Below are 21,528 nucleotides of genomic sequence, written 5' to 3'. Positions count from 1 at the left end.
GATTACTCCTGTACCAGGTCCGGGTGAGCCTTGAGGAAGGCGAGCTGATCATCGGTGGTGGCCGTCACGCGTGCCTTGGTCACTGCCAGGGTGCTGCCATCGGGAAGTACCAGCGTGCGCGAGGTGAAGAGCGTGTCGCGGAAGACGCGGCCAGGCCCCGCTTCGTCCTGGCTGTCGGATTTGGTCTTGCTCATCAACGGAGGCTCCTAAAACGAAAAACCCGCACAGGGCGGGTTGTAATCAGTGTTTGTGGTTCGGCGTGTTGCCACCGACATCGATGACCTGGCCGGCACTGTTGATATCGCCGGTCGTACTCAGCGTGCCGTCAATGGCGACCGCGCCCACCAGGTCAATCGTGCCCGACACCAACCGCATGCTTGCCGGCGTCACTTCCCAGACCGACCCTCCGACCTTGACCGTGACGTTGCCCGCCGGCAGATCGATGGTGTAGCTGCTGGCCTCCCAGTCGTAAACCAGGGAGCCGCCATCATCGAAACGCCAGACTTCGACGTGGTCGCGGTTGTCCGGTTGGGCACCGGCGTTGCCGTACAGGCCGGGGATGAACGTGCCCATCGCCGGCTCGCCGCTGGGACTGATCAACGCGCCCTGCTCTCCCATACTCGGCACCCGCCAGTGGCGTGCCTTGCCAGCCGCCTGGCTATGCCAACGCACCCAGGCACTGGTCCAGTCACCGGACTGCACGCGCAGCATGGCGGTGGTCAGATCCACCGCCACCACGACACAAGGCATCACTGTCGAGGCAATCATCCGGTCATGCTGGGCAACCGCGTAACTCATTGCAGTTCTCCCGGGTTGATTGGGCCAACGCCCGGCCCCAGATCGATGACCAGCGAACCCGGCGGTTCATCCGGCCACGGCCATTCCTCGGCCCCCAGGTAAACCGTCTGGTCCCACTCCACCAGCCAGACGAAATAGCCGTCCAACTCGGGCTTGGTCCAGTCCTGGGTAGACCTCACGAACTCGGCACAGTCGACCTCCAGGCCCCAGCTTTGCGCCCGGAGCAATACCGCTAGCTGAGACGCCAACTGCACCGCCTGACGTTGCGGATCCGCGCTGATCGAATCGACAATAATCCGTGCCTCGAACTTGCAGGTGAGCGCGGTTTCGCCAGTGCCGATTTCCGGTGCCGGTTCCATCTCAGCTATTTCCAGCAGCACCACGGGCGTTGGGATGCTGGTCTCTGCCGACAGATCCGGCCAGAACGACACGCCCTGAATTCCCGGCAAATGCTCCTGCAGGTGCTGCTCGATGGCCTCATATAAACGGTTGAGGCTGAAGGGTTGATCAGACACGGGCGTTCCCCTTGAGGTATTTCTGCAGTTCAAAGTTGAGTTCTTGCTTGAGGATCTCCAGCAAGCGCTCATCGGCACGTTTCACCCAGCTGTCGAAGTGCGGTCGCACCTGGTCCAGCGAAACTTTGGCTTTCGCCAGCGGGAAGCGGTTGTCGTTTTCCGCGATGAAACCAGAGCTGCGCCGCCCCTGCGTGCTGCCTGGGTAGTCCGTGACGTTGAAGTGTTTGCTCGACGTGCGGATCCAGATGTCTGGACCGCTACCGTACACCTGCTTGAAGAACGCACCCTGGTACCGCCGCCCCGCCACAGAAACACCGGAGCGGGTTTGCCGAGCCTTCCCGATCCGGCTGGCCTCAATGGCGTTGACCCCGAACCACAACTTGCCGCGCATCGCCCCGCCGCTGACCGGATAAGCCCGCAGGCGTTGCCGGACGGCGCCGATGGCGATGCGTTCCTGCTTGCCTACGGCCCGGGCAATGTGAGTGCGCAGCCAGCCCAGCGTCTTGTTGATCGCACGGCGTTGAGCTGCTGCGGCCGCCTTGGGCACCAACTGTCCGAACTCACGCAGGGCCTGGGAATGCACCGCCGATGGCTGGATGTTGATCATGCCGCTGTCGCGGGTTTGCTGTACGTGGCTGCCGACGCTCATGGACGCTTCCTCAAGATCAGGGCCACCAGGCCATTACCGTTGGGCTCCAGCTGCAGCAGGTCGTATTCGCCACCACCATCCAAAACCGGTACGTCGACCGTGACCCGCAGTCCTTTGCTGAGGCCTTCCGAATCTTTCACGCGGATCTCAAAGCGAGGCTCGCGTATGGCGGAGTGGACCTTTCCGAACGCAGGTTGCTTCCACGGTGCCGAGAACATGCCCAGCACCGGCTCTGCGCGGCCTTCGATCTGGGCACTGTCGCCCAAGGTGTCGAAGACCACGTCGTCGAGATCATCGATCAGTTCGCGGAAGGCCACGGTCACATCTCCAGCAGGATCTGCGCCCGAGGTCGCGTGCACAGGTGCAGCGGGTTGGACTGGGCCTCACCGGCCACGCCCTTGTTGAACGGCAGCGGCTCGATCTTGCTGTAGTACGGGATGCCCTGTGTGTTGACCGTTTCCATGTAGTCAGCCGGTGCGAAGGACGAGATGTACAGATCAGGGACGCCTTCAGGGATCAGCAGCGCCTTGTCATCGTGAACAAACGCTACGCCGGCAACCTTGCCGCGATAACGCTCCCAGACGATCCCGCCGAACTCGAAGCTTTCACGGGCATCGCCACGCAGAGACGCGGCCTGCATGGTGTTAAGGTAGGTCTCTTTCACCGACTTATGAACAATCAGCTTGTTCCAGAAGTTCTTGCCGCACAAAGCACGGGAGCCAGTGCTGGTGACGCTGCCGAGGGCTTCCTCCTGCATATCCAGCGCTTCACCGCATTTGACCCGCAGTTCGGTATCTGGGCTGTTCAAACCCATCTGCAGCTTCTGGCGATTCACGCCGAAGGACTTGTAGATATCCAGCAGGACAGTCTTGCCATCGGCGTCCAGCACCTGGCCGTTCAACGCGCCCATGCGCTGGAATTCGTGGGTGGCATCTAACTGTCGCCGCGCCTTCGCCAGGCGCTTGTTGACCACGTCCTGCACGGCCTGCAATTCGCTGCGGGTGCCGAAGGCGCGAATACCCTGGATTTCATCGGCCTTGATAGTGAACCGCTCCGGCAGGTGTACGGTGTTGAATGGGATCAGCGTACGTTTGGTCCCGCCAACCACCAGACCCGAGGTGCCGCGCTCACCCGATGGCACCAGGGCCAGAGTGTCGCCGTCCTTCTCGATCTGCACAGTCAGGGTGCTGATGCCTTCTTCGCGGAACAGGCCGAGGCTGCTGATGCGGCCCGGCAGGTATTCTTGTTCGTTGATTGCAGCGGTCAGCGAGGAGACGCTGAACGCATCGTCTTCAAAAATGGCGATATCGGCCATGGGTACTCTCCAGAAACGAAAAATCCCGCACGCGGCGGGATGGATAAGTGAGGTGAGCGTCTTAGCGGACGATCACGAAATGGGACGCGAGGGCCTTTTCTGCGGCCGGGTCGAGGCCGGTCAGGTGGGCCTCGCTGACCTCGGCCAAGCGCACGACAGCACGACCGCGACGAGGAACATCGGACTCGCCCAGCGGGCCGTAGAGGATCGCGATGGCGTTTTCGGTACCGTCCTCAGCGGTTGGCTGATACGGCGCAAATTCGCTGGTGGCGGTGATCAGGCCCAGGATCTGGCCCGGCTCCAGCGCTGCACCAGCCGCGACGTTGATCGCTTCGCGAGAAATGTTGCCAGCGCCTTCGGACAGCAGGAACTCGCCCGCGTGCATCGATTCGGTTTTCATGCTCTTGCTCCTTTCGAGGTTCCGTTTTGTGCTGCCTGACGAGCGGCCCAGACTGCGTGCGTGTCGACCTGTTTGGCCTTGATTGCTGGAGCTGGGTCATCATCCAGCGGTAGGCTGTTGTTGATTTCAAAACCACCGCCGCTGCTCACAAGCTTGTCGAACAGCCGCGCCCTGACGGCCGCTTCATCCAGACCCGCCGCGATAAACTCGCCGGTCAGTTCAGGCAAACGTGCTGCAACACAAAGGCCGTGCATCACTTTGGCTTTAGCCAGCGCCGCCTGGATCACCGCTTCGCTTTCCAGCTTTGTCGTGGCGAGAATCGGGTCCACCAGATTGCTGATGCCCGCTGCCGCACACCCTTGAGTGACCAGCAGCGCCAGGCTGGCTGCATCCAGCACGGGAGGAGGTTCCGGTGGCTCGCTCGGCTCTTGCGGCTCAGCACCCGGTTCATCATCCAGCTGGGCGAGCAACTCAGGCGGGGCGTGCTGGAAACGCTGCAGCACGCTGCCCTGGCCGAGGCAGGCGCTGACCTTCAGGCCGTCGCCCACTTCATCAGCCAGCCCCAACGCCACCGCTTCATTGGCGGTGAGCCAGGTCTCGGCGTTGACCATGCGCCGCAACTCGGCCTCATCGATGTCCGGTGCTTTGGCTTTGTAAGCCGCGATGATCGCTTCCAGGGTCTGGTCCAGCACATCGGCAACACGGCGGAAGTCTTCCGCATCGCCACCGGTAAAGGTGTAGGGGTTGTGGATCATCAGCATGGCGTTGGCCGCGATCACCACCCGGTGAGCGCCGCACACCGCGACACTGGCAGCGCTGGCCGCCAGCGCATCAATACGCCCGGTACAGCGCTCGCCCAATCGCGACAGCGCGTTGTGGATCGCCAGGCCGTCAAACAGATCGCCGCCGATACTGTTGAACGCGACGATCACCGGTGACGCGCCGTCATCCATGGCGCGCAGATCTTGCACAAACTGATTGGCGGTGACGCCCCAGGCGCCGATTTCGCCGTAGACGAATATCTCGATGTTGCGCTGCTCGGCTTCGCCGCTGGCCTGGAAGGTGTACCAGCTTTTATCGGCGACCTTTACCTGCTTGCCCGCCTTGTCATAAACGCGGGGTTTGGCTTTTTTGCTCATGGTTGTTCCTTGTCATCGATCACCTCGATGGCTTCAAGAGTCGTGTAGTTGAGGCCAAGGCCCGTGGCCCTGACGAGATCAGCAGCGTTTTCCGTATCGACCGTTTCCGCGTCGTAGCCGGTGCGCAGCACCATCTCGCTGCGCGAGGCAAAGCCCGCCTGCACTTCCATCCGCCGCGCCTGTACGTCCTGCACCGGCTGAATGTAGGCCCAGCCTTGCGGCACCCAACGCGTGCGCAGGTATTCGCGACGGCGTTGCGCGTAGTCCTCCAGCACCAGCGCGCCGGACAACACCGCCATGTCCATCCAGGCCGCCCGCACCGGGCGGCACAGCTGATGCACATACACACTGAACTGCAGCTGCTCCAGGCGCCGCCGGAACTCGTTGAGCACGACCCGCAGCGCCCGGTCGTTGACCTCCCGCATGTCGCCAGTGAGGATCTCGTACGGCGTGCCCGAACCCGCCGCCGCAGCCATCAGCTGCTGACGCATAAAGTCGGGGTAGTTGTTGCCGGCGTCCGGTGGCTTGGAGAACTCCACCTCTTCACCTGGCCCCAGCTCCTGCATGGTGCCGGGCTCCAGGGCGACCATCGGCGTGAAGCCGTCGCGGTCGGTGGTCAGCAACTGCCCCGTGACAGGATCGCGGGGTTGCTGCCCCATCTCCGGTGATGGCCGCTTGATGAAACCGGCAAACAGGTTCGCCACTTCCTGGCGGAACAGCACCGCGTCATCGTAGTTGTCCAAGCTGCGCAGGCGCTTTAACACGGGCGCCAAGCGCGGTACACCGCGCAGTTGCCCCGGCTCCATCGGTTCAAAGATGTGCAGCACCTGCGCCGCCGGCACGCGCACCAACTGGTTGTAGCCGGCATTCAGCGACGAGGAGTCGCGTGGGTGCGACAGGTACATCCAATAGGCCACACGCTTGCCTGCCGGGTTGAACTCGATCCCGGCGCGGATCACGTTGCCGTTTTTGGCGGTCTCGAACTTGTCGTGTGGGACAAACTCAGGGGCCAGCGCCTGCAGCTGCAGCGGCACCGCCAAACCTTCGCTCGGACTGCGCGGCCTGAGCCGCACAAAGCACTCACCGGCCGTTTCAACGGTGCGCGCCACCAGGGCCTGCATGCCGTAGAAGTCGGTCAACTCGTCGGCGTCCGCCTCATCCACCCAGTCGTCCCACAGCTGTTGCTTGAGTTTGCGCAGGGCTGCGTCATCCGTGGTCGGCCTGGGCGTGATGCCGGTGCCGATCAGGTTGCTGACGCGCTTGTCGATGACGTTGAACGCATACGGGTCATTGCGCACCGCCGCCCGTGAACGCGCCCGCAGGTTGCGCAATGCCGGAGTGTTGATGCTGTTGATGCCGTTGTCGGTGGCTTCCCAACTGGCCGAACGCCGGCCCTCCCCGGCGCCTTCGTAACTGGCCTTGATGTTCGACGGCAGCAAGAATCCGTTACGGGTCAGCGTCGGGTAATGTCGAGCCATTAGAGTCCTTTGCCTCCGTGAGTGAGCCGAACGACGCGAGAGCGCGGTCCGGCGGCTTGGCTCAGTGACGTGCGGATCTCGTCGCGGGCCTTGAGCAGTTCGTCGATAGAGCGGTACTCCACCGTGCGGTCGCTGTAGCGCACGGTCTTTTCACCGCGTGCGATGGCGCGCTCGATGGCTTCGAGGTGCTTGGGAGTAAAGGACATTGGTGGATACCTTAAACTTGATGGCACTGAGTCAACGTTCTAGATATTCTGAAAAACGTGACCAAAAGGAGTTGATTTGAAGTGACGACCCAAAACATCAAGCGGTTTGACGAATACACCGGGCAAATTTTCGCCTACCTTTATCAAAGCTTTCCGGTACCTACATCGATAGTCCCCCGCGAGTTTGTCGACCTAGAAACCGACGGCCTAGCTGCCGATAAGGACGACGCTATCAATGAAGAGATACGTATCTTCTTCGCTACAGCGAAATGGCTTGTGATGTCTGGCTATATTCACTGTCGAGAAGAAAGACTGAGTTACATCCGGGAAGCCGTACTAACTGCAAAGGGTCTAGAGATCTTAAAACGCATACCCTCTAGCGTTGAGGGTGGCCCTTCCTTCGGAGACCGGTTGAGCAAAGCTGCAAAAGAGGAAGGTCGGGAAACGATGCGTTCATTAGTTTCAGAAGTGCTAGGTCTCGGAGCAAAGTTGATCAGCCCACTCGTAGGTCTATCTTCTTGATTCAGCGTCTCCTCAAGTAACCGCTTGTGGAGCTTCGGCGTTGTGGGAGTACAGCGGATCGCGGTTGGGCGACAGGTGCAGCCGGTGTCGGTGCAGGTAGCGACTGACGAGCCGCAACCGGTGCAGGTGTCTCGTCAACGTCGACGCGCTCGCCTTGCACGGGCTTTACGCCCAACACATCGTCGAACAAACCGGACTGAGCCAGCGCCTGGCGTACCCGCTCCCAGTCATGTTCCTGGTAGCGGTTGATACCGAGGTAATGCGCCATTGCCAGGCAGTACACCATCAGGTCAAGCGCCTCGTTGCGTTCGGCCTTGCCCTTGACCCACTCGATGCGCTTGTAGCCTTTGACGTAGCGGGCGACCTTGCGCTCGGCTACGCACTGGGCAAAGAACTCGTCCGGTAGGTCGTTGGCAAAGTGCAGCGAGCCGGGGCCGTCCTCGAAGGCGTAGCGGTTGTAGATCCAGTCCTTCGCCGTGTCGGTGCCAACAAACCACAGCTCGGCGCCGCCGCGTTCGGTCTGGCCCTTCCAGGTCACGTCGACCATGGACGGCCGCTGAGCGATCACTGGTTTACTAGGCTTGCTCGCCCCCTTGAGCGCGAGTACGTTGCGCCAGCGACGAACACGGCAGAACTGATACACCTCGTCGGTGTGGTGACCGCCGGAGTCGACGCCCGTCGCCAGGATCGCCAAGGCAACACCGCACGGATGCCGGTATCGAGCCTTGAGCTTCTCGTCCAACACCGCCCAGGTGCGCTCATCGGCAGGGTCGCCCCAGATCACCTGGTGGTCGACTACCCAACGCTCCATCCCAACACCGAAGCCCATCACCATCAGTTCCAAGCGGTTGGCCTGGACGTCGACGGCGCCGGTCAGCATCAGGACGCCCACCGGCATACTGCCGAGGGTGTAGGTCTCCAGCCGTGCCCGAGCGACCAGCACTTCGGCCTTGGTCTGCTCTTGCGCACTGTCCCAGACCTTGGCGAGACGGGTGTTGTAGAACACCTGCATCAGGCCCATGTCGCCCTTGGCCTGGGCCTTCTTCGCGTCTTCGAACTCCTCGGCCAGTGAAGGCCAATCTTTCCAGCCAATCGGCGAGTACAAGGCGTTCAGGTGGAAGCCCACAGTCTTGCCATCGCCGCTACCATGGGCACGCCATTCGCCACGGGCGAGCATGTCGGTCTTGTGATGTTCCTCGATCAGCACATCGCAGTCAGGCGCAGCGCACTGGTAGTGAACCGTGCTGTAGTCCTTGTTGTAGAACAGCCGCTCCCACTCCAGCACCTGCATATGCCCGCAGGAGGGGCATGGCACGTAGTAGTAACGCTGGTCGCTGGACTCGAACAGGTCCGCGATCCGCGAGGCGCCCTTGATCGTCGGCGAGCTGGAGAAGTAGATCTTCGCGTTGCGGCCAAAGTTGGTGGCCCGCGTTTCCGCCAGCACAATGGGGTCACCTTCCTGGCCCACATCGTTTTCCCAACGGTCGACCTCGTCGCCGTAGATGTAGCGCGCCGACAGCTCCGACAGGTTGGCCGCAGAGCCCGCCGTGGTGACGTACAGGGCGCCGCCCTCGAACTCCTTGGTGTCCATGGTGTTGCGGGCGTCCCGTGAGCGGCTGGCTGCCACGCGCTTTGCCAGCTCCGGGGTTGCCTTGATGGTCTTGCTGATCCGCCCGGAGACGCGCTTGGACAGGCCCAGGCTGGGCAAGAGCGCCAGGATGTTGGACGGCGCCATGTGGATCAGGCCACCCATCCAGTTCAAGGCGATCTGCGTTTTCATCAGCTGCGAGGCCACCATGGTGACGACTCTCCGGCACGGGTGAGCCGGCGACAGGCAGCGCATGGGTTCGCGAGCGTAAGGCGTCCGGTCCGTGCGGTATTGGCCGGGCTCAGGCGCACCGGTGTCCCGTGGGATGCGCATGTACTCGTCGGCCCACTCGTCGATCCAGAGGTCTGGGTCGGGACGTAGCCCACGGAAATACGCCTCACGGTACGCACGGTCACCGTCAGGAAATTCCGTGGTCATAGGTCAGCTCGTTGTCATCGCTCGTTCAAGGTCGGACGAGGACATGCGCTCAGCCTCTTCCAGTGATTTACGGAGTGTCGCCGTCAGGTGTTTTTCGATGTCCCAGGGGTCGGTCATGGCGGCCAGCTTGTGGGACAGCTGGGGCAGCAGGCCGAACAACTGGTCACGCAGATGGCGCCCCGCGTTGTAGGCCCCAAGCTCAACAGCGTCCCTGGAAACCAGCGAACCTTGCGCCTTGTGCAGCTCGATCTCCGCCAACTGCGCCAGGTTGTGTTCGCGCATGGCGCGGGCCTTCTGGAAGTCGTGGCCCTTGGCGGTGATGGGCTGCTGCGGCGCAGCCGTGTTAGTCGGCTCGACCAGGGGTGATAGTTGGCTGTAAACGTCACGCTGGATCCGGTCCTGCTGGTGTCGAGCCGCGACGGCGGCCTTGCTGGGGTCGGCGGTTTCGAGGATCAGTGCTTCGGTTGCCAGCACGTCGACCTTCTTGCCATCCGGCGAAAGCACCAGGCGGTTGTTGTCTTTGAGCCAGGTGATGTAGCTCGGCGTCCTGCCGATGCGAGCGGCGAAGGCGCTTTTTGAGAGATAGAGAGGCAACATTTGAAGGAGATCCAGAGAAGAATGGAAAGGGGATTTACAGACATTCCCCCTCCGATTCGTTCTGGGAGTTGGAACTACTTGGCGAAGTGGGCTTCCATGTATGTCAGCAATGTCGAGGTAGTCAGCTGACTCTCGGGAAGCACCTCATGCTTAACATCCTCATCAGCTTCCTTGTTCGCCACCGCGATAGCGAATTCACCTGGCTTGCTTTCCATCGTCATAACGATGATTCGGTTCTTAGTGGCAGTGCAGTCGAGCACAGCAGAATGGCCGTCTCGAATATACAAAGGTCCACAAGACACCGATGCTCCGTCATAAAGTTCGGTAAAAACACTGACAGCCTCCGTCGCCGCCATCATCATCTGCTCACCAATTGCCATGTGTTCACCTCTTGCTTATGAAAAACACATGGAAACACATTCCTCGCGACCATGAATAGCCAAAAGCCACCACCAAAATTCACATTGAAATTCAAAATTTCAACACGGCCACTTCAATTTCGAATCATTGAATTTCAGTAAGCTGGCAGCCCACCGGCTAACGCTTTCCCGCGGGTTTCATGCCCCGTGTCCCTCGGATGCCGCCAGGGTCCCCGGCGAACTTTCGGCGCTTCATTTTGGTGCAATTCGCTGGAGGCCACGTATTCCGTGGCCTCCAGCCCATCAAGCCTGACCACCGCCGGAGGGCGGCACATCGCACACGCCCAACCGCTTGGCGGCCCAGCGTTCGTACAGCCCGATGGCGACATCGGCGCCGGCCATGGCGGTGAGGCAGCCGATGCTCCCCGCCGCCAGCACCGACATCCCCGAGGCGTGCAACAACATCATGGTGGATAACCCGCAGACTACGCAGGCCCCGGAGCGCAGTAGCAAGCGGCGAACCAATGACCAGCCGCTTACCCCCGCCTTGTCTGCCCGCCATGCCTCACCGGAAATCCCGCCGACCAGGGACAGTAGGATCACCATCCAGACCGGCATCTCAATAAGCGCTTGCTGCTCGTTCGTCATCGCCCTACCCCATAAACGCAAAAACCCGGCGCAATGGCCGGGTTCAGTGTGGTGGTGAGTCCCGCTGCTTGCGGTCGCACCTATCGAAGATGGGTACTTTTTACAGGTCGATTCCGGTGGCAGCAAGTGAGTTTTAATGCCATGGCGCAATACGGGTGCAATACAGGTATGACGCAGGTGCAACGCAGGTACAACGCATTCATTCGGCTATCGCTTCTGGTACCCCGTCTGACCTGTCCCACTACTCTTGATCGAAGTAGGACAGCTACAGGCGCCTGAATACGGGGCTCTGCCCTACTGTCCTACCTTTATTCCTTTTCTCTTGTGTATAGAGAGAAAGCTAAAAGCACGCGTGCGCGCCATGGGCGCGATTACGTGCCCGCTATGCTCATGTGTGCGTGGGGCGGGTGAAGGTTGGACGGTAGGACAGGCCAACAACGGTGCGGCCTGCGCCTGTCCAACTGCGCTAAATGGCAGTAGGACAAGGGCGGGCAGTTGGACAGAGGCACACGGAGTAACGCCGGGGGTCATGCAGCCTTCCCCATCAGCATGCCGGCAATGTGCAGGTGGGCTTCGTGCAGACGCTGGTAGTAGGTATCCCGACCGCATCCGCAGTGGGTGTACTTCTGCGACAGGAAGCTTTCGTGGTTGCAGTAATGCTCGCGCACGACGACCGACAGCTGCGGCGGCAGGTGCTTGTTGACAATCAGCTCGATGTCGGCCGATTCATCCAGCAGCACCCGACTACCCCGCGTTCCGCGTATCAACTCCCCTTTGCACTCCATCAGCATGGCGATCATGTTGCCGCCACTCGGCCCGCCCGCGTTTTCCGGCACAGGCGAATGCAGATCCTGCGCCCACAGTTTGAGCATTTCGTCGATTCGCTTAATCAAAGCAAGGCTCCTCGATCACCGACTGCTGCAACGCAGACGTGCGGCCCCAACCCGCAGGTTTCTCATAGGCCCATGGCCGTATCCCACTTTTCGGCAATGCCGGCATACGCCGCTTGCGCCAACCCAGCCGGTGCATGATCGCCCCGACCCGCATCTGCTCGGGCTTGCCCCAATGGCCGAAGTCCAGCTTGAGCGCCTGGGTAAGAATCTCGTTGCCGGTGGCGGTCTCGCCGATCTGCGACTCTTCCATCCAGGCCAGGATTGGCCCCTCCCATTCGTCCACCACGAAGCGCTCGTCCTGGGCCTCGGCGAACATCTTGGATTCGTCCTTGTTCACCCACCAGATGTCGCCCGCCTCGAAGCAGAACAATGCCTCAGCCCACAGCTGGTCGCGGATCTCGCGCAATTGCTCCAGGTCGACCTTGTTGCAGAACACCGGCCAATAACGACGGTTGCCTGTGGCGTCCTTGAGGTACTCCTCTTGGTTGGTGGTACCCACGAAAACACACTGGCGTGGCACGTCATTCGTTCGGCGGCCGTAGCTCTCGCGGTAGGTGTCGGTGGACGCGGAGAAGAACTGCTTGGCCTTGGTGCTTTCAGCCTTGTTGAAGCTGTCCAGCTCGCCCAGCTCGACGATCCACTTCCCGCGAATCGCCTGGAAGCTGTCCTTGTCGCCGAGGGCAAAGGGCGTATCCATGAACCATTCGCCACCGAGGACGCCCATGGCTGTGGACTTACCAGCACCCTGCCCGCCTTCGAGGATCATCACCGAGTCAGCCTTGCAGCCTGGGCGCATTACCCGAGCGACCGCCGAGATCAGCCAGCGCTTGCCGACCTTGGCCGAGTACTCGCTGGCCTGAACGCCCAGCACATCCGTGAGCCAGGTTTCGATGCGAGGTACGCGGTCCCACTCCAGCTTCTCCAGGTACTCGCGCACCGGGTGGAAGGCATGGTCGTGCGCAACCACGCTGACCGCCTCGATCACATGGGACGCTTTGACCCGCAGGTTGTATTGCTGCGCGAGCCACTTCATCACCCGCATATCGTCGATGTCGGCCCAGTCACCGGCACCGCCGCCGAAGGGCGCCGACCGCAGTTTGACGATCTTTGAGCTGAACACGCTGTAGCCGATGACACCGGCCCAGCGCTCGTCATTGCCCAGGATCAGCTCGACATTTTGCATGTGCGCGATCAGGGAGCCGTTCTCGGTGCGGGCGAGCTGGTCTTTCCAACCACCCGCTGCAGGCGGCTTGACCACCGCCAGCACCTGGCGGCGGACGGCCTCCAAACCTTCGGCGACGTGCAGGTCGTTGAAGTCAGTCCACTTGATCTCGCGCTCGCCGGAGAACACAGGGGCAACCACCTGGCCGCCAACCACCAGCGCGGCGTTATTGGCCTTCTCTTCGCCAGGGTTCCAGGGCTCGCCGTTGGGGCGTTTGGTCTTCCAGTCATCATCGCGACAAATGATCAACGGGCAGCCGGGGAAACGCTCGCGCATAGCCTTGGAGACAGGCAACAGGTTACCCGCGTCGAAGGCGATCGCAACGGTGAGCGAAGTCGCCATGTGCAGGCTGGCGCCCGTGGCGTAGCCCTCACACACCAGCACCGGCTCGCCCGGTTCAGGGTGTGGGCCGATCAGGTGGAATGCGCCTTCCTTCGACATACCGTAGGGCCAGTAGGCTTTGTCACGCCCGGTGTCCTCTTGCTTCGCGGGGAAGATCACCTGCAGGCCAACGATCTGGTCGCGCACGTTGCACATGGGCACCAAAAAAGCGCCGGTACGTGGCGCATAGCGAACCTTAAAGCCGACGATCTGCTTTCGATCCAGGTAGGCGCTCTTACCCTTTTCAGGCATGCGCTTGAACAGCCCGGCAGCGCGGTTGGCCGCTCGGCGTAACGCGTTGGCCGCGATCTCGGCGGCCTTACGCTTGGCGTCTTCCTGGCGAGCACGCATGACTTCGCGCTCTTCGGGACTCATGCGTCCGGGCTTGACCTTGATCTTCTGGGTGTCGCCGGAGCGCCAATCACCGAAGCTGCCGAAGATCAGGATCTCGTTCTTTTCGGTGCGGTGTTCATGGATGACGTACCAGCCGTTCTTTTCCTTGCCCTTATCCTGGGTGGTTTTGCAACGGGTGAGCTTTCCGAATACGAGGGGCTGAGCGGGTTCGAGACCGTAGTCCGCGAACTGATTGAGCACGTCATCGAGCATAGCGGGACGCCCTCAGATCATCAGCGGTTTTACATCCAATGCAGAGCGTGCAACCGGGTTGTGCCAAGCGGCGCGCCTCAGGAATAGGTTCGTCGCACTCATCACAGAACATCAGGGAGTGCTGGGCCGTACTGGACATCAGCGCCAAGCGTGCAGCCACGGCTTGATCGATCCGTTCCTGCACCAGGTCATTTGCAAAATCAGCGATATCAGCCACGTTCCACCCCGCGAGTCGTCTGGTTGACGTAGCGGGCGCGGTTGTACATGCCCAACAATCCCTGAATACCGCGAAATACCAACTGGCGAATTTCGGCCAGCTCGCCGTCATCGACCTTGCCGTCGCCAATGTGCTTGGCCCAAGTTTCGGATAAATCCGCAACCTGCCGGAAGAAATGCGCGATCCCCGTGGTGAGGGTTTCAGGCATGTCGTTGGTATACGCCTCGGCCAGCTCCTGCCAGATCGTGTCACCGACAAGACCGTGCACAGCATCGAGAATGCGACGGTCCTTGGTCAGTTCGAGGATCTCGCCGAACTCCTGGACATTGACGCTGTGTGAGGGATGGGTGGGAGACAACTTGTGCTGCAGCGTGGTGGCATTGCGGCCGGTGGTGGCGGCGATTGCGGCGGCACCGCCGGGATAGTCCCGTGCGGCGTGGTACAAGGCTAATTCGAGCGTCAGCACTTCCCTTTGCGCTCGATCAACACAGCTTAAAGCTACTCGGCTCATGGCATTAATCCTACTAAGTTGCCAGTGCCCCGCGACATGCAGTGGTGTTACATTTGCCGCGTGGCTTGAAAGGGCCCAAACGCCGGCTAGATCTAGGGATCGAAACCGGCACCGTGCCGAGGCGAACAATCCATTGCTCACCTCTGGCGCAACAGCTGCCTAATCTGTGGTGGAAAAGGCAGCAACCCAAGACATCCGTGTCTTGGCAGCGCGATAAAGGGAGGTGGTTTGCATGTGGTGTGCCCTCCTACCTTCGTCGCGACCCGACAGCACTGTGGTGGTGTGTGCCGGGAGGAACTGGGCGGCCTTTGGGTCGCCTTTTTTCTATCTACGCTGCCGCTTTTTGCGGGGCCGATGCGTTGAGCAGCCAGGCAGCGTCAAACGCGTTGCCCTTTTGTTCGGCAGCTATCGCTAAAAGTTTTGCGTAGTGGGTTTCACCGGTGTAATCGGTGCGTGGAAGGCTGGCAGCCAAGCGCCATTTATTGAGTGCTTGGTAACTCCTGTCACATACCTTGGCGGCGGCTCCGATGCCGCCTACTGCTTCAAATGCGAACGCGATGGCGTTCGGAAAATCTGCGGGGTCCAACATGGCAACCTCCAGTTATCAACTCGCGGTTGATATTAACATCAACTGACTATTGCGCAACCCCTGTGAGAGTATCAACTCATGGTTGATAAGAACGAACTACGGGCAGCTTTCACGGCGCGCCTTCACGAAGCACTCGACGATGCCGGTGTACGCACCCGGGGGCGTGGGGTGGATATTCATAATCATCTGAAAGCCGCCGGCGTGACCAAAAGCCCCCAGGCAGTCAGCAAGTGGCTAAATGGCGATGCAATAGCTGAGGCTGACAGCATGGTTATACTATGCTCGTGGCTAAAGGTACGGAGGGAGTGGCTCGAATATGGCGTACCGCCTAAAGAGCCAACGGGTTTCAGTAACGTCCACCAGTTTGGCACGAGGGACGAGAGTAACGTCAGCGAGGTGACGCGACGTTTTGGAAAAGTGCCGTTGATCTCATGGGTTCAAGCAGGGGCTTGGTGTGAAGCAAATTTTGATCAGCACGACGGTGAGTCATGGCTATCATGTCCGGTGCCTATCAGTGGAAGCGGCTATGCACTGAAAGTATTAGGGGATTCAATGACAAATCCTGGACCAGGCCGCAGCTACCCTACCGGATGCATAATATTTGTAGACCCCGAAGCAGAAGCCAAGACAGGTGACCGCGTTATTGCGAGGGTTCCACGCACCAACGAAGCCACATTCAAAATTCTCGTTGAGGATGCTGGGCGCCAATATTTAAGGCCTATAAATCCGCAATATCCAGTCATTGATATTACGGAGGAAACGCACATCTGTGGAAAGGTGGTAGGTTCATTCATTCCTGAATGATCAAGTAGGCAAGCTATCCCGCAAAATTAATCAGTCAAACACAAAGTTAGATAGCATCTCTATACGATTTAAAATATTCTCTAGTGAAACACTATTACCATACCGGCCATGATGCTGAACCAACTCTAAGACTCTATTGGCGTGCCTCACTTTTATATCTGGAATCTCCATATGACCTGCTACCTCTTTGAGGTTAGCAATTTTACTATCAGCCCAAGCCTTAGCAGAACGCGATTTACCTGAAATAATCAGTGCCTCTATGTATTGCCTCGTCCAAATAGCTTGATCGTCCTCGCCAGAAAGCACAACTTCTAAGATGGCTATAATCTCATCACCACCAACTCCTAACTTAGAGAAGTTAGCGTAAACAGTCGCGTAGTTATCTTTAATATATAGCAAGAAAACCACAAACTCAGGATAGAAATATTGATTACTTGGCACAGTCAACGAAATCAATTTAATTTTGGAAAGTAATTGTTCAACCCCCCTGAGCGACATCTCCCGGCCAACCATATTCAAAGTGCGCAGCAAATTCTCTTTGTCGTAGGCAGTATCACTAGCTTTTCTCGTTGCAAAATAATTATCCAACTCAAGGTGAGCGAGCAAATGTTTAATGAAAAAATCCACACCTACAGAAGGCAAAGTAAACTCAACATCAATAAAGCGTTTTAGATACCCCAAAGCATCAAATTCAGCGCCATAAACAGCTCTGACACTATGGGCAAGCTGGACTTTATCGAGCGCCAAAACAAACACTAACCCTTCAACATCCAACAAATGCTTAATTCGCTCCAACAACTCAATTGCATAAGTTGGCCTACACCGATCAAGCTCATCTACAAACACATAAAGCTTCTCTGCATCCCCATCACCACCTTTTAAAACCTCCGCAACATTCTTTTTGAACTCGGCAATAGCCTTCTTGTTATTTGCGTAAGCCCCTATAACATCTTTTGAAAGAGCCTCCGTAAATTTTGCAGCCTCATCCTCTATAAGCTTATCGGCATCTAACAACCCAGCAGTCGCAATTTTTACCCCAACAGGGATTCCTCTTCTAAGAATATGAGCACCCGCTTCCTTTGCTTTAGCCCAGGCTTTACTCTTTTTTGAATCACCCTTTAAAAAACTTGACAGCCCCGAGTTCATCTCACCAAGAAATGCCAACAATGGATCCACAGCAAAGTCAGTTTCCCATGCGCTAAAGTAAACTGACTTGCAGCTTGAAGCATTTAAATTTGCATGAAGCATCTTTAAATAAGTTGTTTTACCTGCCCCCCATGGGGCATTCACAGAGAGCACAATAGGTGATGAAACATTTTCCAGCAGCCGAGTTAGATTTACAACACTATCACGTCGATTCAACTTATCATTCTGGAATATATTATCTTGCGGAATGTCCAAGATAGCATTTTTAAGTTTCAATTATTAATTCCCTCTAATATCTCGTTTTTAACAGTCGGCCAGAATTAGTCAGGCAAGTATGCAACCAATTTTTTTGACCATATCACTCTGTAGCAGACAGGGCTATACAAGGATAGCCAAAAGCCACACATCAACCAACGGTTGACATTGCGCAACCCATGGTTGATATTTGCTTCACTCTTCCACCACAGAGCGAGGCAACACCATGCACACCACAGCCACTCTGCACGTCCACCCGGCCGCTGCTAATCCCTCCCGCATCTTCGAAATCCGCCGCCTGGCACAAGACTGCGGTTGCGCCTTCATCGCATCCAAACCCAAACTGAAACAGCGCTCAGCGCCCGCGCCATTTGACCCAAATGGTGGAGGGCACGCGGCATGAAAAAGTACAAACTCGACAACCGCACCCTGACCCTGCTCAAGGCCCAGGTCAGCCTGACCCAAACCTTCAACCACCACCTGCGGGCCGAAACGCAGCGTGAGGCCCTGGCCTTCCGCCTAAACGTCGAGCGCCGCAAAGTCGACACGCACTTCACCGTTGAACTGGGCAGCGAACGCCACACGCTGACCCTGGCTAACACCAAGAAAATGCACCTCAAGCTTGCGGACTTCATTGAGGAGATCGTCAATGGGCCAACCACCCCAAGCGATCCATCGTCCCTGCCGCACGCAGACCGCCGCTACGGCGTGTTTGAGACTGAACACAAGCAACAGGTATTCGACTTGGTGCAAACCGGTGGCGCTCTCAGTCTAGATATGGGCTTCGAGCAACCGATCAACCTAGCAATCCACCGCAACAAAACCCGCGCCGGCATTACAACCATCATGAGCATCGGCGTCAGAAAGCCGCGCACCAAGTGCTTCACGGTGTACGGCAGCGATGTGGAGATCTATTCCATGGTGGCCGAATCCATCACCCACCTGGCAGCCGTGGCGACACCCGCCGCGCATGCAGCCTAGGAGGCCGAAATGGAACGTAGCCTGGAAAAAGCCGCGAAATACTTCGGCATGACCCGCCCCAAGTTGATTGCGCTCATGCGGAAAAAAGGCTTGCTCACCGACCGCAATCTACCGACCTTCCCGGTGCGGGATCGAGAGTACCTACGAGTCAAGGACAGCAACTGGTTCCACGAAACCGCCGGCATGCAGTACAGCCAGTCGACCAAGGTCCGCCAAGCCGGCATCCGCTGGCTCGCCGAACAGTTGGGTCTCGAACTGCCAGCCATCCCGGCAGACAACCGTGACGTGGCCTAGGGAGTACGCCCGCCAGATCGTCGCCATGCACACACGTGAGGAGCGAAATGCCGCGCTCCTCGAAGTGCCGGAGCATCTGCGGGAGCTGACCAAACGCCATTGCCTGAATGCCTGGCATCATCCAAAACGGAAAAAACTTAATGAACCATGACCTTTTAGATTACCTGCTGAAAACCCTACTTGAATTGCCTCACTCAGATCGCGCCCCAAAAAAAGTTAGGAACGCTCTACAACTTGCGGTTGAAGTGGCAGGCATAAATAAAATCGATCAACCCTCCGACACGCAACTGATGACAGCGAGGGAAGCGAAAGATCCAAGTTGCATCCTCATTCGCATGAGTGAAGTTACCAAGATTGTCGGTTTGGCTCGTCCAACAATCTACAAGCTACTCAGAAACCCCGAAAGCAAGTTTCCTCGCCCAGTCAAGCTAACCGACGCTACCGGCAAGAGTGCCCCAGTAGCATGGGTTCTTTCGGAGGTTCAGGACTGGACGCGAACACGCATTCGGCGGTGAAACGAAAATATAGATTGATCGGGAGTTCATGGAGATGACCACCAACCAGCCTCCGCTAAGGCTGTTACACGCACCGGATAGCGCAACCGTGGAAATGCTGCACCAACTCTTCGGCGACGTGCTTATCCCTCTGGAAAAGCTGCGCGTGCACTACTTCAAGAACCTCAACGAAAAGACATTTACCGAGGCGATCAACAGCGGCCGGATTCAACTGCCGGTCACCACGCTGGATCACAGTGTGAAGGCGCTGCGGTACGCGCACATCAAGCACGTCGCGGCACTAATCGACATCCGCGCCTATAAGGCAGACGAGGACATGCCGCGACCGCAAAACGACCCAACCGAGCTAGACCAGTACCCAAACGGCTGCCACCACCAGCCAACGTAACTACCAGGAGCACACCACATGACTGCGATTCAAATATGCGCATTGATCAGCATCGTAATCGCCGCCGGCATCCTCTACTGGATCGGCTATCGAGGCGGCCTCAGAGATGGCAAAAATGATGGCTACGACGAAGGCCATTCCGACGGGTACATATTGGGGCGTGAGGAAGCGTCAGCCGCATACGCAACCTCTCTCAAAAAGATGTCAGATCAATGCATGCGCACCGAACTCCTATTGAGCCGGGAACCGCAAGACCGCTACACCCTTCTCGCCATTGCCGAGAAGCTGAAGCTCGCCGCAGATACGTTCCGCGCCGTTAGATCCAAAAGCCAAGCAGCGCAGGCACTTGGCCTACGTGACAAGGCACTGAATATGGCTGCGCTGATGGACCGTTTCGAGCCGAAGGGGGATGCCGCATGAGCCAAGCCATCCCCATGCTGCGCCTGACACCCCAAGCCGCGGGCACACTGCAGCAGCAACATGCTAAGGCCACCAAGGAACTGCGCGCTCTGACACGCTACAGCAAAGAGTTCGACCACCAGTTGAAAGCCCTGATCGGCTGTGAAGCTCTGCGCCAATTGCACAAGGCAACCGACAACGCCTTGCTGCTGGCAGACCTGGTGAGGGAAGCCGCATGAACTGGATCCTCACCTCCACCGGTAAACGCTTCGACCTGTTCGAGCCTGACGCTGGCATGATCGACCCACGGTATATCTCGCATTCGCTGGCCCACCTATGCCGCTTCAATGGTCACACCCGCGAGTTCTACAGCGCGGCTCAACACAGCTGCATCGTCGCCGAGCTGGTGCCGGAAGAACACAAACTCGCCGCCCTGCTCCACGACGCGCCAAAAGCGTACCTAGGCGACCTGACACGGCCACTCAAGCAGTGGATTCCAGCCTACCAAGGCTTCGAGGATGTTGTCTGGGCGCGGGTTTGCGAGCGGTTCGACATCGCCCCAGAACTCCCGACCTGCATCCATCAGGCGGACCTGATAGCACTGGACACCGAACGTCGCGACCTCATGCCAACCGAACCGGCTATCTGGGATTGCTTGGTCGGCATTGAACCCATGGTTGAAACCATCCGTCCGTGGTCTGCCGCAGAGGCGCGCAACACTTACCACCAGCGCCTGATGGATCAACTTGCTATCGAACATCGGAGGAAAGCGGCATGACGCACTCACAGGACAACACACAAGTGCAGGCCGCTTTGCTTCGCGACGACAGAGGGATCGACACGCTTGTAAAAAACAGTCTCTGCTGCGCAGCAGCAGGCATTATTGCTCCATCCAGCGCCACTGCTGAGGCACTTATACCCCACGAAAAGCTGCGCAGGGCAGCGACACCCAATGCAACGCTAATCGCTCAGAATCGCCCGCCCGCGCAGCCTGCCGTGGGGTGTGAGCTCGTGCTAGGACTTCAATTTTTCAAGGTACAAGGTTTCAGAGGCAATGAGTTCGCTCACATGGGACTTAATCTCAGAGAGATCATCAACTGCCCTTTTTCGATCAATCATTCTAGAAACATCATCAGGGAAGATCAGCTTGATGAACTCCATGACAAGCATTCGTACATCGTAAACATGCTTCAAAAACATCACGTCAGAGCTCTTCAAACTCAAGATATTCAGTCGTTCGATTACATCCAAGGAGCGGTCGTATACAAACTCCCTAGCCCATCCATACGACCCGTTGTTCCGACTTCCAACCGGGGATCCAAGAAGCGTCTGAGTCTCTTGAATCAAATTTCTAAATTGGTGGTAGGCACCCACCACACCCTCTACCTCGGTGATTTTCCTTTGTCTTCTTTCATCCTTTTTCATCACCGCCGGAACAATGACAGCAACGAATATTGCGAGAACAGAGCCGACAGCTTGAACCCAACCCGACGCGTCCTTGGGAAGCCATTCAAGCTTCACCCAATAAGCAATAGAACCAGCCAAAAGCCAAAAGGCGGCCGTCCCGAACATCAGATACCACAGCGCCCAGATACTCCGTCGAATCATCCGATTCCTATCCAACATCACCCATGGCTCCTAGCCATAAAAAAACGAAGCATGACTAGATTCGACC

The 21,528-nt window shown here is 58.2% G+C and carries 30 protein-coding genes; 9 read left to right on the top strand and 21 right to left on the bottom strand.

Annotation, left to right across the window (positions count from 1 at the left end; genetic code table 11):
* Positions 1–2: 2 nt before the first annotated feature.
* The 10 genes from K5K89_RS09005 to K5K89_RS08960 form a co-directional block, all read right to left on the bottom strand.
* Positions 3–194, bottom strand: a complete 192-nt coding sequence (locus K5K89_RS09005) for a hypothetical protein (RefSeq protein WP_093126327.1) — start codon at positions 192–194, stop codon at positions 3–5.
* 46 nt (positions 195–240) lie between these two features.
* A complete protein-coding gene (locus tag K5K89_RS09000; RefSeq protein ID WP_222541249.1) occupies positions 241–798 on the bottom strand; it encodes a phage baseplate assembly protein V in 558 nt (185 codons plus the stop codon).
* Positions 795–1,313, bottom strand: a complete 519-nt coding sequence (locus tag K5K89_RS08995; RefSeq protein WP_222541248.1) for a hypothetical protein — start codon at positions 1,311–1,313, stop codon at positions 795–797. Before K5K89_RS08995 ends, K5K89_RS09000 begins: the two co-directional genes overlap by 4 nt.
* Complete coding sequence (locus tag K5K89_RS08990) at positions 1,306–1,962, bottom strand: hypothetical protein (RefSeq protein WP_222541247.1); 657 nt, start codon at positions 1,960–1,962, stop codon at positions 1,306–1,308. Before K5K89_RS08990 ends, K5K89_RS08995 begins: the two co-directional genes overlap by 8 nt.
* On the bottom strand, positions 1,959–2,279 hold the full coding sequence (locus K5K89_RS08985) for a hypothetical protein (protein ID WP_173603409.1): 321 nt from the start codon (positions 2,277–2,279) through the stop codon (positions 1,959–1,961). The genes K5K89_RS08990 and K5K89_RS08985 overlap by 4 nt, the downstream gene beginning before the upstream one ends.
* Before the next feature lie 2 nt (positions 2,280–2,281).
* Entirely contained in the window at positions 2,282–3,277 is a 996-nt protein-coding gene (locus K5K89_RS08980; protein WP_222541246.1) for a major capsid protein, read from the bottom strand.
* 61 nt (positions 3,278–3,338) lie between these two features.
* Entirely contained in the window at positions 3,339–3,677 is a 339-nt protein-coding gene (locus K5K89_RS08975) for a head decoration protein (protein ID WP_069077637.1), read from the bottom strand.
* Positions 3,674–4,816, bottom strand: a complete 1,143-nt coding sequence (locus K5K89_RS08970) for a head maturation protease, ClpP-related (protein WP_222541245.1) — start codon at positions 4,814–4,816, stop codon at positions 3,674–3,676. The genes K5K89_RS08975 and K5K89_RS08970 overlap by 4 nt, the downstream gene beginning before the upstream one ends.
* Positions 4,813–6,294, bottom strand: coding sequence for a phage portal protein (locus K5K89_RS08965; protein WP_222541244.1), 1,482 nt, complete (start codon positions 6,292–6,294; stop codon positions 4,813–4,815). The genes K5K89_RS08970 and K5K89_RS08965 overlap by 4 nt, the downstream gene beginning before the upstream one ends.
* Complete coding sequence (locus tag K5K89_RS08960) at positions 6,294–6,500, bottom strand: phage head-tail joining protein (RefSeq protein ID WP_222541243.1); 207 nt, start codon at positions 6,498–6,500, stop codon at positions 6,294–6,296. Before K5K89_RS08960 ends, K5K89_RS08965 begins: the two co-directional genes overlap by 1 nt.
* A gap of 81 nt (positions 6,501–6,581) precedes the next feature.
* Here K5K89_RS08960 and K5K89_RS08955 point away from each other — a divergent pair, with 81 nt between their 5' ends.
* The gene (locus tag K5K89_RS08955; protein ID WP_222541242.1) at positions 6,582–7,022 is read left to right on the top strand and encodes a hypothetical protein; all 441 of its coding nucleotides are present in this window, start codon (positions 6,582–6,584) and stop codon (positions 7,020–7,022) included.
* A 1-nt stretch (position 7,023) separates the two neighbouring features.
* On the opposite strand, the gene K5K89_RS08950 is transcribed toward K5K89_RS08955, so the two are convergent.
* The 9 genes from K5K89_RS08950 to K5K89_RS08910 form a co-directional block, all read right to left on the bottom strand.
* Positions 7,024–9,048, bottom strand: coding sequence for a phage terminase large subunit family protein (locus K5K89_RS08950; RefSeq protein WP_222541241.1), 2,025 nt, complete (start codon positions 9,046–9,048; stop codon positions 7,024–7,026).
* Positions 9,049–9,051: 3 nt separating this feature from the next.
* On the bottom strand, positions 9,052–9,645 hold the full coding sequence (locus tag K5K89_RS08945; RefSeq protein ID WP_222541240.1) for a terminase small subunit: 594 nt from the start codon (positions 9,643–9,645) through the stop codon (positions 9,052–9,054).
* 74 nt (positions 9,646–9,719) lie between these two features.
* Positions 9,720–10,025 (bottom strand): hypothetical protein, encoded by a 306-nt coding sequence (locus K5K89_RS08940; RefSeq protein ID WP_126570062.1) that lies wholly within the window; start codon positions 10,023–10,025, stop codon positions 9,720–9,722.
* Positions 10,026–10,307: 282 nt separating this feature from the next.
* Entirely contained in the window at positions 10,308–10,652 is a 345-nt protein-coding gene (locus tag K5K89_RS08935; RefSeq protein WP_095015165.1) for a phage holin family protein, read from the bottom strand.
* A 527-nt stretch (positions 10,653–11,179) separates the two neighbouring features.
* Positions 11,180–11,545 (bottom strand): hypothetical protein, encoded by a 366-nt coding sequence (locus K5K89_RS08930; RefSeq protein WP_222541239.1) that lies wholly within the window; start codon positions 11,543–11,545, stop codon positions 11,180–11,182.
* On the bottom strand, positions 11,538–13,754 hold the full coding sequence (locus K5K89_RS08925) for a VapE domain-containing protein (protein ID WP_222541238.1): 2,217 nt from the start codon (positions 13,752–13,754) through the stop codon (positions 11,538–11,540). The genes K5K89_RS08930 and K5K89_RS08925 overlap by 8 nt, the downstream gene beginning before the upstream one ends.
* A complete protein-coding gene (locus K5K89_RS08920) occupies positions 13,744–13,971 on the bottom strand; it encodes a TraR/DksA C4-type zinc finger protein (RefSeq protein WP_122539654.1) in 228 nt (75 codons plus the stop codon). Before K5K89_RS08920 ends, K5K89_RS08925 begins: the two co-directional genes overlap by 11 nt.
* Positions 13,964–14,482, bottom strand: a complete 519-nt coding sequence (locus K5K89_RS08915; protein WP_222541237.1) for a phage regulatory CII family protein — start codon at positions 14,480–14,482, stop codon at positions 13,964–13,966. The genes K5K89_RS08920 and K5K89_RS08915 overlap by 8 nt, the downstream gene beginning before the upstream one ends.
* Before the next feature lie 328 nt (positions 14,483–14,810).
* Positions 14,811–15,071 carry a hypothetical protein gene (locus K5K89_RS08910; protein WP_222541236.1) on the bottom strand — a complete coding sequence of 87 codons (261 nt, stop codon included), beginning with the start codon at positions 15,069–15,071 and terminating at the stop codon, positions 14,811–14,813.
* 78 nt (positions 15,072–15,149) lie between these two features.
* On the opposite strand from K5K89_RS08910, the gene K5K89_RS08905 reads away from it, so the two are divergent.
* Positions 15,150–15,875 carry a LexA family protein gene (locus tag K5K89_RS08905; RefSeq protein ID WP_222541235.1) on the top strand — a complete coding sequence of 242 codons (726 nt, stop codon included), beginning with the start codon at positions 15,150–15,152 and terminating at the stop codon, positions 15,873–15,875.
* A 30-nt stretch (positions 15,876–15,905) separates the two neighbouring features.
* Here K5K89_RS08905 and K5K89_RS08900 read toward each other — a convergent pair whose 3' ends face one another.
* On the bottom strand, positions 15,906–17,297 hold the full coding sequence (locus K5K89_RS08900; protein WP_222541234.1) for a P-loop NTPase fold protein: 1,392 nt from the start codon (positions 17,295–17,297) through the stop codon (positions 15,906–15,908).
* Positions 17,298–17,675: 378 nt separating this feature from the next.
* Here K5K89_RS08900 and K5K89_RS08895 point away from each other — a divergent pair, with 378 nt between their 5' ends.
* From K5K89_RS08895 to K5K89_RS08865, 7 genes are all read left to right on the top strand, one after another.
* Positions 17,676–18,257: a hypothetical protein gene (locus K5K89_RS08895; protein ID WP_222541233.1), complete on the top strand. Its 582-nt coding sequence runs from the start codon at positions 17,676–17,678 to the stop codon at positions 18,255–18,257.
* Positions 18,258–18,266: 9 nt separating this feature from the next.
* Positions 18,267–18,551 carry a phage antirepressor KilAC domain-containing protein gene (locus tag K5K89_RS08890; RefSeq protein WP_222541232.1) on the top strand — a complete coding sequence of 95 codons (285 nt, stop codon included), beginning with the start codon at positions 18,267–18,269 and terminating at the stop codon, positions 18,549–18,551.
* Between the two features lie 290 nt (positions 18,552–18,841).
* Positions 18,842–19,066 (top strand): helix-turn-helix transcriptional regulator, encoded by a 225-nt coding sequence (locus tag K5K89_RS08885; protein WP_222541688.1) that lies wholly within the window; start codon positions 18,842–18,844, stop codon positions 19,064–19,066.
* Positions 19,067–19,100: 34 nt separating this feature from the next.
* Positions 19,101–19,454 (top strand): pyocin activator PrtN family protein, encoded by a 354-nt coding sequence (locus K5K89_RS08880; RefSeq protein WP_222541231.1) that lies wholly within the window; start codon positions 19,101–19,103, stop codon positions 19,452–19,454.
* Positions 19,455–19,472: 18 nt separating this feature from the next.
* Complete coding sequence (locus K5K89_RS08875; protein ID WP_222541230.1) at positions 19,473–19,874, top strand: hypothetical protein; 402 nt, start codon at positions 19,473–19,475, stop codon at positions 19,872–19,874.
* On the top strand, positions 19,871–20,092 hold the full coding sequence (locus K5K89_RS08870) for a hypothetical protein (RefSeq protein WP_222541229.1): 222 nt from the start codon (positions 19,871–19,873) through the stop codon (positions 20,090–20,092). The genes K5K89_RS08875 and K5K89_RS08870 overlap by 4 nt, the downstream gene beginning before the upstream one ends.
* Complete coding sequence (locus tag K5K89_RS08865; protein ID WP_222541228.1) at positions 20,089–20,631, top strand: phosphohydrolase; 543 nt, start codon at positions 20,089–20,091, stop codon at positions 20,629–20,631. Before K5K89_RS08870 ends, K5K89_RS08865 begins: the two co-directional genes overlap by 4 nt.
* 236 nt (positions 20,632–20,867) lie before the next feature.
* On the opposite strand, the gene K5K89_RS08860 is transcribed toward K5K89_RS08865, so the two are convergent.
* Positions 20,868–21,479: a hypothetical protein gene (locus tag K5K89_RS08860; protein WP_222541227.1), complete on the bottom strand. Its 612-nt coding sequence runs from the start codon at positions 21,477–21,479 to the stop codon at positions 20,868–20,870.
* Positions 21,480–21,528: the final 49 nt, after the last annotated feature.

The organism is Pseudomonas sp. DR208 (assembly GCF_019823005.1).
Taxonomy (GTDB): Bacteria; Pseudomonadota; Gammaproteobacteria; order Pseudomonadales; family Pseudomonadaceae; genus Aquipseudomonas; species Aquipseudomonas extremorientalis.
This window is presented reverse-complemented; position numbering and strand designations above follow the sequence as displayed.